The following is a 12725-nucleotide window of genomic DNA, read 5'->3' as shown; positions in this document are numbered from 1 at the left end:
AATATAAAGCGGTTTTTCGTTTTACCAAAATAAATTTGCACTTTTTTATACTTTTTTTTGCTTACAATTCGTTGATTTTAGCAATCAATTGATTAGCAGTTTCTTCCAATTCAACATTGATTTGTTTGAAGTGCGCTTTTTTGTTTTCAACGTTCTTAGCATTCACTTTCGTGATCAAAGAATCAAAAGCAGCTATAGCCTGATCAATCAAAGCATTCGTTTCCGGAGTAGGATTTCCAGTTGTAGACATTTCGAATAAGTAAATTGCCTCAATAATATCTCCCAATACGAAGTTGATGTCTTTCTTTAAATTTTTAACGTTTGCCATTTTTATTTTTATTTTAATTTGCGACTGCAAAAGTACACATAATCTTTTTATTACGTGCTATGAAATGTAAATTTCTAAAATTGAAGCTTTTCCGCTCACAAAAAATGTATTTATCTCAGCAGGAACTAAAACCGTATCTCCTTTTTTATAAGATTGTTTAAAACCGTCATATTCAATTTCGAAACTTCCTTCAATACACATATAAACCGTAAAAGTTTCTCCCGTTTTAGAAACCGTAACTTTATCTTCCAACGGAATAAAATTGGTTGTAAAATACGGACAATCAACTATTGTATTGGATACATTTGTTTTGGTCTCATATTTTTTCTGTGTCTCGACTTTATTGTAATTGATAGCATCAAGCGCTAAGTCTACATGAAGCTCTCTTGTATTTCCTTGTGCATCTTTACGATCGAAATCATACAAGCGATACGTGATATCAGAAGTCTGCTGAATTTCGGCTACAACCAAACCGGCACCGATTGCGTGAACTGTTCCGGTCTCCAAAAAGAAAACATCGCCCGGTTTTGCTTTCACATCATCTAAAATCGAAACTAAAGTTTTATCATTTAAATGTTTTAGATATTCTTCTTTACTGGAATCTTCTTTAAATCCCACAATTATTCTGGCATCAGCATCAGCCTGCGTTACGTACCACATCTCGGTTTTACCAAAAGAGTTGTGACGCTCTTTTGCCAGTTTATCATTTGGATGCACTTGTATGGAAAGGTCTTCACGGGCATCCAAATATTTAAAAAGTAAAGGAAATTGTTTTCCGAAACGCTGATAAACTTTCGTTCCCAGGATTTCTTCCGGCATTTCATCGATAAGATCCATTAATGATTTACCTTTCAAAGATCCGTCAGCAACTACACTTACATCGCCTTCTACAGTAGACAATTCCCAGCTTTCACCCGTGATTTTAGAAACAATTGGTTTGTTAAGAATTGTTTTTAGTTTTTCTCCTCCCCAGATTCTTTCTTTTAAAATAGGGTCAAATTGCAAAGGGTATGTTTTTGGCTTCATAGTTTTTGAGGGCTAATATCTTTATTAATTTAATGTTGATGTACTGCTATTTTTTCAATCTATAATACTAATTCTTTAATTGTTTTTAATGCCTTAGGAATATGCTTTGAAGCATTCATACTATCAAAAATCAGGATAACAACTCCATTCTTGTCTATAATATAGGTTACTCTTCCCGGCAAAAGACCGAATAAATTATCGCGAACACCAAAAAGGTGTCTTAATTTTTTATCCTGATCCGATAACAATATAAAAGGCAATTGGTGCTTATTGGCAAATTTATGATGTGATTTTACACTATCGCTGCTTATCCCGATAACTTCTGCCCCGAGATCTTTAAAATCTTCGTATTGATCTCTAAAGCTGCAGGCTTCGGTGGTACAGCCCGGTGTATTGTCTTTTGGATAAAAATAAATCACGAGCGGTTTTCGTCCCAAAACACTTTGGCTTTCAAAAACTTCTCCGTGACTATCCTTTGCAGTAAAATTCGGAACTATATCTCCTGTTTTTATTGACATTTTTTTATTCTCCTTTATAGGTTACAAAATTGCGGTCCGTTTCATTCAGAATGATTTCCAAGTCGAAATCAGGCTGAATTCTTTTTCTGATTTTATTCCATATCACAACGGCAATATTTTCTGCTGTTGGATTCAAATCCTGAAATTCGGGAACGTCCAGATTCAGGTTTTTGTGATCAAACGGAATTTCTACCTCTTCGAGTATAATGTCCGCTAATACTTTCACATCTAAAACAAAACCGGTTTCGGGGTCAATTTTTCCTGTAACACTTACTGTTAAACCATAATTGTGACCATGAAAATTAGGATTATTACATTTTCCAAAAACAGCATTGTTCTTTTCGAATGTCCAATCTTTCCTATGCAATCGATGTGCAGCATTAAAATGTGCTTTTCTTGATATGGTTACTTTCATTTAGGTTTCTGGTTAGTATGGTTTAAATTTTATGGTCTTCTAGATAATGATAAAATTCATCAAATATTATTTTGAACCAAACGGTATAAATTTCGGGCTGTTTTTCAATATCGTCTTTTACATCTTCTATTTTCATCCATTTCCAATCCTCCACTTCATCCCGATTGATCGCCGGATTGTCATTATAATAACCGATCATAACATGATCGAGTTCGTGTTCAGTTAAGCCGTTATCAAAAGGTGCTTTGTATATAAAATGAAACAGCTCTTTCAAATCAGCCTTAAAACCCATTTCTTCAAATAATCTCCGGCTTCCTGCTTCAATATTCGATTCTCCTTCCCGTTGATGACTACAGCAGGTATTCGTCCAAAGCAAAGGTGAGTGATATTTTTGACGCGCACGTTGCTGTAACATTATTTCATTTTTACCATTTAAGATAAAAACAGAAAAAGCACGATGCAGCAGCGCTTTTTCATGTGCTTCTAATTTTGGCATCAAGCCAATTTGCTCATCATTTTGATTGACTAATATTACGTTTTCTTCTATCATCAGGGCGTTTTGTACAAACAAAAATACGAAAAAAGAAATGGCTTGAAAATTTCAGAAGAGATTGTGAAAAGTTTAACGAGCCGCTATTTTTACAAGTTATTAATTTCCAAAACGTTGCAATTGGTTATTTCAAATAAAAACCTTTAAAAACAAGCCTTAAAACTAAATACAGGTCCTTTACGTAAATAAGAAAAAGTTAAATCATACTTAAAAAAATCTCAATTGTAAAGTGCACGACATTTCTAAACAAACTCTCGCCGTACCTTTGAACTACTAAAAAATAAAGCCTCATGAAAATCTCAAAAACAAAAACACAATTTTTCAGCCTTTGCTTTTTAATTCCGCTTTTTATCCTGCAAGCCTGCGGACAAAACAAGAAAAAAGAAAACACAAAAACTCTTATGATGGAAAACAAAATCAGCAAACCCGGAAACCCATATTACTCTAATACAGATACTACTAAACTAAACGTAAGTGATGCTGAATGGAAAAAAGTACTGCCTGAAGATGTTTATGCGGTAATGCGCGAGGCCGACACCGAAAGACCTTTTACCGGAAAGTATTGGAATACGGATGAAAAAGGAACTTATTACTGTGCTTCCTGCGGCAACAAACTTTTCAGATCCGGAGCCAAGTTTTCAAGCAGCTGCGGATGGCCCAGTTTTTTTGAACAGGACAATAAAAACAGCGTGATCTACAAAAAAGACGACTCTCTGGGAATGGAAAGAATCGAAGCCTTATGCGGCAGATGCGAAGGGCATTTAGGACACTTGTTCGATGATGGTCCGGAACCAACCGGAAAACGGTATTGCATGAACTCGATTGCTCTTGATTTTATCCCCGACTCTAAATAATAAACAATGAAAAATATATTTTTAATATGCATTTTTGCCTTATCACTAAGCGGTTTTGCACAAGATAAAACAGCAAAGAAAACTTCAAACCTGGAAACCATCACGCTTGGCGGAGGATGTTACTGGTGTGTTGAAGCAGTTTATGAAAATTTAAACGGAGTAAAATCCGTTGTTTCCGGTTTCTCCGGAGGAAAAGTGGCCAACCCAACTTATGAGGAGGTATGCACCGGAACTACGGGCCATGCCGAAGTGGTTCAGATTACTTACGATAAAACGGTAACCGATATTAATGAAATTTTTAAAGTATTCTTTACCGTTCATGATCCAACAACATTGAACAGACAGGGAGCCGACGTAGGCACTCAATATCGCTCTGTAATTTTCTACCAGAATGCACAACAGAAAAAAGCGGCGGAAAGTATTATTGCCGAACTAAACAAAGCAAAAGTGTATGACAGTCCGATTGTGACAAAAGTAGAACCTTTCAGTAAGTTCTATAAGGCCGAGGATTACCATCAGAATTATTATGCCAACAACAAAAACCAGCCATATTGTAAAATGGTGATTCAGCCCAAAATAGAAAAGTTTGAAAAAGTCTTTAAAAATAAGTTGAAAAAGAAATAGTTATTAATTCCAGCAGAAAGCCGCTTATGAAAATGAGCGGCTTTTTTTTTGCCACGAATTACACGAATTCGTACGAATTACAATATTTTGAAATAAAAATTAGTGTGAATTCGTGTAATTCGGGACAACCCTTTTTTAATTCATTTTTTTTGTAATTTGCATTCGCTAAAAAATCAAATCATCAACCAAAATCATCAAAAAAATGAAGCGTTTCCTTCTGCTTTTTTTATTCGCAATTACAACTTCCCAGATTCATTCCCAGGAAAATCTGCCAACTGATTATCTTTCAAAAGAATTTCACAAAGGACGTCGTGAAGCTTTCAGAGCGCTAATGCCGGCCAATTCCGTAGCGCTTGTCTTCTCGTATCCGGAAAGAGTTTTTTCCCGAGATATCAATTACAATTTCCATCAGAATCCTGATTTGTATTATCTAACGGGCTACAAAGAACCCGATGCTGTTTTATTGATTTTCAAGGAAACACAGGGAACCGGTGAAACATACAATGAAGTGCTTTTTGTCCGTGAAAAAAATGCTGCACGCGAAATGTGGACCGGAAGGCGCCTGGGCGTTGATGGTGCAAAATCTCTATTGGGAATCGCAACAGCCTACAACGGAAGCACTTTTAAAGATTTCGCTATTGATTTTAAAAAATTCGATAAAATAATTTACGATAAAATTCCAACCGATATTGGCAATGATAAAAGCGGAGCTGACTTGTCCGGTTTACTTCAGACTTTTAAAACCAAAGCCGGAATCATGAAAGAAGACGAGAGTTCATTAGAGTTATTCAGATCTATTACAAGTACACTTCGAGAAATAAAAACTCCAGAGGAATTGGTTTTAATGCGCAAGACCGTTAAACTTTCGTGTATTGCCCACAATGAGGTAATGAAAGCTGTCGGACCTGACATGAGCGAAAATGAAGCCGATGGAATTCATGCGTATATCCATAGAAGATATGGTGCCGAAGCGGAAGGTTATTCGCCAATAGTGGGTACCGGTGCGAATGGCTGCATCTTACATTACGGAGAAAACAACAGTACTAAAATCGACAATCAATTGCTGCTAATGGATGTCGGGTCTGAATATCATGGATATTCTGCCGATGTCACCAGAACCATTCCGGCAAATGGAAAATTTACAGCGGAACAAAAAGCCATTTATCAATTGGTTTACGATGCTCAGGAAGCCGTTTTTGCCATTTGTAAAGAAGGCACTCCTCTTTTAGAGTTGAATAATAAAGCCAAAGAAGTTCTGGCAAACGGATTATTAAAACTGGGAATCATCAAAGACCTAAAAGAAGTAAGTCTTTACTATCCTCACGGATGCTCGCATTTTCTTGGACTGGATGTTCATGACAAAGGAAATTTTAAAGGTCCGGAAAGCCTTTTAAAAGAAAACATGATCATCACTGTCGAGCCGGGAATTTATATTTCAGCAAACAGTAAATGCGACAAAAAATGGTGGAATATTGGTGTTCGTATCGAAGATGATATCTTAATCAAAAAGGATTCATATGAAAATCTATCCATTGATTCCCCAAGAAAATGGGACGAAATCGAAGCTTTAGCCAAGCAAAAAAGCACTTTTAATGAAATGAAATTTCCTAAAATATAGTTTGTTTTTTGCCACAGGTTAAAGAAATTTCAGAGATCCTGATTCAATAATTTCTAAAAAAATCTTTTTAATCTTTTAATCTGTGGCTAAAAAATCACAAACTGAAAACTAATTTTCACGAACTTTGCTTTCTTAAAATACTTAAAAATGAAAGCACTTACCTTCTCTTCTTTTGGGGATTCTGATGTTTTAGAATATAGAGACATTCCAAATCCACAACTAAAAAACGATGAAATTCTAGTCGAAATGAAAGCCATAGGACTGAACTTCGCCGATGTTTACAGACGAAAGGGAAATTATCACTTAAAAGGAAACCCGCCTTTTATTGCAGGTTATGAAGGTGCCGGAATCGTAGTTGACGCGAATAATAATTCTGAATACAAAGCCGGAGACCGTATCGCTTTCGCGGATGTTCCGTTTGCCAATGCAGAATTTGTGGCGGTAAATATCAATCATGTCCTTCCTTTACCGGAAGCCATTTCTTTCGAAACTGCAGCTTCTATATTATTACAAGGCTTAACAGCACATTATCTGGCTACAGACAGCCATAAAACCGCAAAAGGTGAAACGGTATTAATTCACGCTGTTGCTGGCGGAGTGGGTCAGTTTTTAACACAGATCAGCAAACTTTTAGGGGCAAATGTTATTGGTTTGACCTCATCATCAGAAAAAGCAAAAGTCGCTCTTGAGCAAGGTGCCGATCATGTTTTTTTATATCAGGAAGACTGGAAATCAACTCTTTTTAAAACAATCCCAAAAGGTGTTGATGTGGTGTATGACAGTATTGGAAGCACTTTAACAGAAAGTTTTGAAGTCACCAAAGAATGCGGACAGGTCGTTTTCTTCGGAATGGCCGGAGGTGATCCTGCTCCTGTAGATCCGAGAATGCTGATGGATACTTCCAAGACTTTAACCGGAGGTGATTTATGGAGTTATTTAAATTCTAAAGAAGAAAGAATCAAAAGAGCCAACCAGTTATTTAATTGGATTATAGAAGGAAAAATTACGCTTTCGACTCCAACTTCCTTTAAATTATCAGAAGGAAAACTGGCGCACGATTATCTGGAAAGCCGAAAAAGTACAGGGAAAATAATTTTGATTCCGTAAATAATAATCCGGGCGTGCCACCAATATAAAAAAGGGCTCACTTTAGCATCGCTTAATCGCCCTTTTTTATATTGCTGTCGGGCTATCCGCGCTACTTCGGTAGCCTGCTCCTATCCCTCACGCGGAAAAAATTTTCAGTCTCAGTTTTCAGTCTCAGTTTTTACAATGCAATTTTGTTATTCTAGGTAAAAGGTAAAAATTCAATTCACATTTTATAACCGATTCACCTCAATCTTTGTCAATTCAGATAATTCCAGAATTCTGTTTACCTCATTTTTATTGGCGACAAAAAACAAATAATTGTCTCCATGCGTGTCGTACGTCATTAATTCCAGATTATGTTTTTCTAAAGCAGACTGAATATAGGGAAACAAATCATGACTGTATGTTTCCTCCGGATATTCGAAATTTAAATCTTCTCCTATCATTTCTGAAATAAAATACTCTGCGTCTTCGGGGTCGAATTTCCAGTCACTGTTCCAACAATCGATACTTTCAAAAAAATCAAAATGACCTTCAACATCACGATATTCGTTTGTGCCCTTTTGGTAATTTTTCAAAAGCTTTTTCGCTTGTTTCTGAAGCAACTTTTCTTCTACATTTCCTCTTGAAACCAGCTTAATAAATTCTTCAAAAGTTTTAACTGTAACTTCAATTTCTTCTTGTAATAAATTATCCTGAGAAGGCAGAAGAATGGCTTCCGGTATTTCAATTTTCAAATACTGGCAAATTCCCTGCAAAACCCTTTCAAACTCCTTAAATCCAATGGTTTGAATTTCATTTTTAGGAGCATTGATGTCAATATATTCCGTATCTAAAATTGCTTTTGTATAATCCAGAAAAAAATTATGGTTGTATAAAATCCTGATATCGTTTGTTTCCAGGCTATTGGTGCAGCAAAAGAAAACGATAAAATTATGCAAAACATGTTTCAGCTATTTTTTCATTTCCGGAGTTGGCTGCGTGTAAAACTGAATGTGAATATAATCAAATTCTAATCCCTCCTCTATTTGTGCCTCAGAAACGGGACCAATATTAAGTTTTGCATATAATTCATTTAAGACTTCGTAGGCGTTTTTAAAACCCGCTTTCTTGATTTCATTTTGCGCTTCTTCATAATCAAACGAACCCGGAAATGAATATAAATTCACTGAAACAGTTTCGTGAATTCCTTTCATTTTAAATTCAAATTTATTTTCGTTATTATACAAATATGCATAAACCGCATCCATAACATCAAAAGAAACGATTGATTTCGGGTCGTTATTTCTACCAAAAAAATTCGAAAAGAAGTTTTTCATAAAATTATCTTATTTTAAAGTTTCCGCAATCATCAGGGCACATTTTTCACCATCAATGGCTGCTGAGATAATTCCGCCTGCGTAACCTGCTCCTTCTCCGCACGGATACAAGCCTTTTATTTGCAAATGCTCATACGTAATAGGATCTCTCGGAATTCTAACCGGAGACGACGTCCTGCTTTCCGGTGCATGCAAAATCGCTTCATTGGTTAAATAACCACGCATTGATTTTCCGAATTCCTTAAAACCTTCGCGTAAAATCTGCGATAAGAATCCGGGAAAAACCTGTCCCATTTCAACCGAAGTAGTTCCGGGAACATAAGAAGTCTTAGGAATATCAGCTGAAACTTTATTCTGCGTAAAATCGATCATTCTTTGCGCCGGCACTTTTTGGGTTTCCCCGGCCAGATGCCATGCTTTTTGCTCGATACTTTTTTGAAATTCCATTCCGGCCAAAGCGCCAAATTTTTCGAAAGGTTTAAAATCTTCCAGTTTTAGTTCGATCACGATTCCGGAATTTGCCGTTGCCTGATCTCTTTTTGATGGTGACCAGCCGTTTGTAACCACTTCTCCCGGACTCGTTGCACAGGGTGCAATTACACCCCCCGGGCACATACAAAACGAATACATGCCGCGTCCGTTCACTTGTTTTACAATAGAATAAGGCGCAGGAGGCAAATGTTCACCGCGATAATCGCAGCTATATTGAATACTGTCTATTAATTCCTGTGAATGTTCTGCACGAACACCCAACGCGAAAGGTTTTGCTTCGATAAAAATTTTCTTTCTGTCTAATAATTCAAAAATATCACGAGCAGAATGTCCCGTTGCCAGGATTAATTTATTCGCCTGAATCGTATCTCCGTTTTGGGTTACAACTCCTTCTACTTCATTATTTTTAACCAAAATATCGGTAACCCTGGTATCAAACAAAACCTGACCTCCAAATTCGATAATTTTGTTTCGAATGTCTTCGATGATTTTAGGCAATTTATTGGTTCCGATATGCGGATGTGCTTCTACCAAAATATCTTCAGAAGCTCCAAAAGCGACCAGAAGTTCTAAAATTCGGGTTACATCGCCGCGTTTTTTAGAACGTGTATATAATTTTCCGTCAGAATAGGTTCCTGCTCCGCCTTCACCAAAACAATAATTGGAATCTTCGTTAACCAAATGATCTACATTTATGGCTTTCAGGTCACGACGGCGTCCGCGTACATCTTTTCCGCGTTCCAATACAATTGGTTTCAATCCTAATTCTATCAATTGCAATGCAGCAAAAAGTCCGGCCGGGCCAGCTCCAACAACAATTACTTCCTGAGCTTTAGAAACGTCTTTGTATACAGGCAATTCTATTTTGGTTTCCTGAAAAGGTTCGCCCTGCAAATAAATCAGAACTTTTAAGTTGATTTTTATCGCTTTTTGACGCGCATCAATCGATCGTTTCAGAATAGAAACATGTTGAATCTCCTTAGGGGAAACTTTTAACTGTTTAGACAAATGGTCGTGAAGCAGTAATTCGTTTGCAGCGATTTCGGGTGTTACCTGAAGTAAAAGTTCTCTTGGCATTGTATCTTATTTATGCTATTAGCTTTTCTATTTATGAAAAGAACATGCAAAAATACTATTTTGAACTGACTTTATATAATTAACCGCAAAGTGCGCTAAGATTTAATTTTACTGTATGCATAGAAAACACAAAGCTTTGCGAACTTTGTGTTTTGTAAAACAATACCTTTAAAAAAATCTTAGCGCACTTTGCGGTTAATTATGCATCAACTTTTCTCTTCTTCGTAAAATAGACTTTGTACCTTTGCACCTCACAACCTTTGCATCTTAAAAATATGTCCAGAAAAATAAAATTGATTTGGGATTTTCGCGGTCCGGCCTCGGCAAAAACAGCGGAACATCATGAAATTCACTTGAAAGAATATATTGTTATCGAAAAACTTCCGTTGAATATTACTGGTTTTAAAGTAATAAACGAAATGCAGGCCATCGCTTTTATGGTGGTCACCGATGAAAATATGATTCAGGTAAGAGATGCTTTGAAACCGCATCGGGGGGAAGTATTTGAAGAGTAATTTAGGTCGCAGTCTCAGTTTTCAGTCTCAGTAAAAAACTGTAAACTGAGACTGTTAACTTTTTTAATTGGCAACCTCGCTAATAAACTTAATACGCATCAAGCGCAATTCATCAATATCATAATCACCATCGAATTCTTTCAGGGCGTCTTCGATTTTATCGGATTCTGATTCCATGAAATAATCGTGAATTTCTTCCTGCTGATCATCATCAAGCATATCATCCACCCAATATTTGATATTAAGTTTGGTTCCGGCGTATACAATTTGCTCCATTTCTTTAATCAGACTATCCATTGTAAGTCCTTTGGCAGAAGCAATATCTTTCAGTGATAGTTTTCGATCTATATTCTGAATGATATATAATTTATTGGCTGAATTTACTCCGGTTGATTTTACTACTAAGTCATCGGGACGAATGATATCATTATCTTCTACGTAGCGATTAATTAAGGTAATAAAATCCCCTCCGTATTTTTTCGCTTTTCCTTCACCAACTCCGTGGATGTTGTATAATTCGGTTAAGCTAATCGGATATTTCAGTGCCATATCTTCAAGAGAAGGATCCTGAAAGACAACAAACGGAGGAACTCCGAGTTTTTTGGCTACTTTTTTTCGCAGCTCGCGTAACATTCCCATCAAAATTTCATCTGCGGTACCGGATGATTTAGACGCCGTTACGATTGCTTCATCTTCAGACTCATTGTACTCGTGGTCTTCCGACATCATAAAAGAAACCGGGCTTTTAATAAAATCCAGTCCTGCTTCAGTGATTTTTATGATTCCGTACGTTTCGATATCTTTAGATAAATAACCGGTTACGAGAACCTGCCTTAATAAGGCCATCCAATATTTCTCATCATGATCAGAACCTTTACCGAAGAAAGATTGTGTATCTGTTTTATGCGCTTTAATTACAGCGTTGATACGGCCGATTAAAGTGAATACGATTTCTTTTGATTTATAAATATGCTTGGTATCGCGAACAATCTCCAGCAGTTTAACCACCTGATCTTTGGCTTCAATACGGGTTTTAGGATTTCGAACGTTGTCGTCCATATCGGCACCTTCCCCAGCTTCGCCGTCAAATTCTTCACCGAAATAATGCAACAGGAACTTTCTTCTTGACATGGAAGTTTCGGCGTAAGCCACTACTTCCTGCAATAAGGCAAAGCCAATTTCCTGTTCTGCAACCGGTTTTCCGGACATGAATTTTTCCAGCTTTTCTACATCTTTATAAGAGTAATACGCCAGACAATGTCCTTCTCCTCCATCACGGCCTGCACGACCTGTTTCCTGATAATAACTTTCCAGTGATTTTGGAATATCATGATGAATGACGAAACGAACGTCCGGTTTATCAATTCCCATTCCGAAAGCGATGGTTGCCACAACCACATCTACATCTTCCATCAGAAACATATCCTGATGTTTGGCTCGTGTTTTAGCATCTAAACCTGCGTGATACGGAACGGCACTAATTCCGTTTACCTGTAAAACTTCGGCTATGGATTCTACTTTTTTGCGGCTTAAACAGTAAATAATTCCTGATTTGCCTTTGTGTTGTTTGATGAACCGAATAATATCCGATTCTATATTTTTAGTTTTTGTACGAACTTCGTAGTATAAATTGGGTCTGTTAAAGGATGCTTTGAAGGTATTCGCATCAGACATGTCAAGATTTTTAAGAATATCTTCCTGAACTTTTGGTGTTGCAGTGGCCGTAAGACCTATAATAGGTACCTGACCTAATTGTTTGATTATGTTTTTCAGATTCCTGTATTCCGGCCTGAAATCATGCCCCCATTCCGAGATACAATGTGCTTCATCAATCGCAACAAATGAAATGGGCACGCTTTGCAGAAAAGTAACATACTCTTCTTTTGTTAAAGATTCCGGTGCTACATACAAAAGTTTGGTCAGACCGGAAGTTATATCTTTTTTTACCTGTGCAATTTCCGTTTTGGTGAGGGAGGAATTCAGCACGTGTGCAATTCCGTTTTCTGAAGAAAGGCTTCGAATTGCATCTACCTGATTTTTCATCAAAGCAATCAAAGGGGAAACAACAATAGCCGTTCCATCCTGAATTAAAGCGGGTAATTGATAACAAAGAGACTTTCCACCGCCTGTAGGCATAATAACGAAAGTGTTCGTCTTACCTAAGATACTTGTAATGACTTGCTCCTGCAAGCCCTTAAATTGGCTAAAGCCGAAATACTTCTTTAATTCCTTGTGTATTTCAATTTCGTTTGAATTCATTCTTTATGTTAATGGTAATTTGTATAAATTTGCAACACATA

At 36.8% G+C, this 12725-nt stretch carries 13 protein-coding genes and 1 pseudogene; 5 read left to right on the top strand and 9 right to left on the bottom strand.

Going from position 1 to position 12725, the window contains the following annotated elements:
* Window positions 1–61: 61 nt before the first annotated feature.
* From EV142_RS13745 to idi, 5 genes are read right to left on the bottom strand one after another with little or no spacing between them, the layout of a single operon-like run.
* Window positions 62–328, bottom strand: coding sequence for a hypothetical protein (locus EV142_RS13745; RefSeq protein ID WP_132036441.1), 267 nt, complete (start codon window positions 326–328; stop codon window positions 62–64).
* A gap of 57 nt (window positions 329–385) precedes the next feature.
* A complete protein-coding gene (locus EV142_RS13740; protein WP_132036440.1) occupies window positions 386–1354 on the bottom strand; it encodes a type I phosphomannose isomerase catalytic subunit in 969 nt (322 codons plus the stop codon).
* Window positions 1355–1413: 59 nt separating this feature from the next.
* A complete protein-coding gene (locus tag EV142_RS13735) occupies window positions 1414–1872 on the bottom strand; it encodes a peroxiredoxin (RefSeq protein WP_132036439.1) in 459 nt (152 codons plus the stop codon).
* Window positions 1873–1876: 4 nt separating this feature from the next.
* On the bottom strand, window positions 1877–2287 hold the full coding sequence (locus EV142_RS13730; protein ID WP_132036438.1) for a 6-carboxytetrahydropterin synthase: 411 nt from the start codon (window positions 2285–2287) through the stop codon (window positions 1877–1879).
* 22 nt (window positions 2288–2309) lie between these two features.
* On the bottom strand, window positions 2310–2837 hold the full coding sequence (gene idi, locus EV142_RS13725; RefSeq protein WP_132036437.1) for an isopentenyl-diphosphate Delta-isomerase: 528 nt from the start codon (window positions 2835–2837) through the stop codon (window positions 2310–2312).
* 290 nt (window positions 2838–3127) lie between these two features.
* Between idi and msrB the strand changes: the two genes are divergently transcribed.
* The 4 genes from msrB (at window position 3128) to EV142_RS13705 (ending at window position 7040) form a co-directional block, all read left to right on the top strand.
* Complete coding sequence (gene msrB, locus EV142_RS13720) at window positions 3128–3691, top strand: peptide-methionine (R)-S-oxide reductase MsrB (protein WP_132036436.1); 564 nt, start codon at window positions 3128–3130, stop codon at window positions 3689–3691.
* A 6-nt stretch (window positions 3692–3697) separates the two neighbouring features.
* Window positions 3698–4315, top strand: a complete 618-nt coding sequence (gene msrA / locus EV142_RS13715; RefSeq protein ID WP_132036435.1) for a peptide-methionine (S)-S-oxide reductase MsrA — start codon at window positions 3698–3700, stop codon at window positions 4313–4315.
* 202 nt (window positions 4316–4517) lie between these two features.
* On the top strand, window positions 4518–5933 hold the full coding sequence (locus tag EV142_RS13710; protein ID WP_132036434.1) for an aminopeptidase P N-terminal domain-containing protein: 1416 nt from the start codon (window positions 4518–4520) through the stop codon (window positions 5931–5933).
* A 147-nt stretch (window positions 5934–6080) separates the two neighbouring features.
* A complete protein-coding gene (locus EV142_RS13705) occupies window positions 6081–7040 on the top strand; it encodes a quinone oxidoreductase family protein (protein ID WP_132036433.1) in 960 nt (319 codons plus the stop codon).
* Between the two features lie 212 nt (window positions 7041–7252).
* On the opposite strand, the gene EV142_RS13700 is transcribed toward EV142_RS13705, so the two are convergent.
* The 3 genes and pseudogenes from EV142_RS13700 to EV142_RS13695 form a co-directional block, all read right to left on the bottom strand.
* Window positions 7253–7759 carry a DUF6630 family protein gene (locus EV142_RS13700; protein ID WP_442562009.1) on the bottom strand — a complete coding sequence of 169 codons (507 nt, stop codon included), beginning with the start codon at window positions 7757–7759 and terminating at the stop codon, window positions 7253–7255.
* A pseudogene (locus tag EV142_RS24760) lies at window positions 7760–8272 on the bottom strand (DUF7821 domain-containing protein); the annotation flags it as partial. It abuts the gene before it with no gap.
* A gap of 78 nt (window positions 8273–8350) precedes the next feature.
* Window positions 8351–9910: an NAD(P)/FAD-dependent oxidoreductase gene (locus EV142_RS13695; protein ID WP_132036432.1), complete on the bottom strand. Its 1560-nt coding sequence runs from the start codon at window positions 9908–9910 to the stop codon at window positions 8351–8353.
* 275 nt (window positions 9911–10185) lie between these two features.
* Here EV142_RS13695 and EV142_RS13690 point away from each other — a divergent pair, with 275 nt between their 5' ends.
* Window positions 10186–10425: a hypothetical protein gene (locus tag EV142_RS13690; protein WP_132036431.1), complete on the top strand. Its 240-nt coding sequence runs from the start codon at window positions 10186–10188 to the stop codon at window positions 10423–10425.
* Window positions 10426–10488: 63 nt separating this feature from the next.
* Here the strand turns inward: EV142_RS13690 and recQ are convergent, their stop codons facing one another.
* Window positions 10489–12684, bottom strand: a complete 2196-nt coding sequence (recQ, locus tag EV142_RS13685; RefSeq protein ID WP_132036430.1) for a DNA helicase RecQ — start codon at window positions 12682–12684, stop codon at window positions 10489–10491.
* Window positions 12685–12725 lie beyond the last annotated feature (41 nt).

The sequence above is a fragment of the Flavobacterium circumlabens genome (assembly GCF_004345565.1).
Taxonomy (GTDB): domain Bacteria; phylum Bacteroidota; class Bacteroidia; order Flavobacteriales; family Flavobacteriaceae; genus Flavobacterium; species Flavobacterium circumlabens.
Note: the sequence above shows the minus strand (reverse complement) of the source record. Positions and strands in the feature narration are given on the sequence as shown.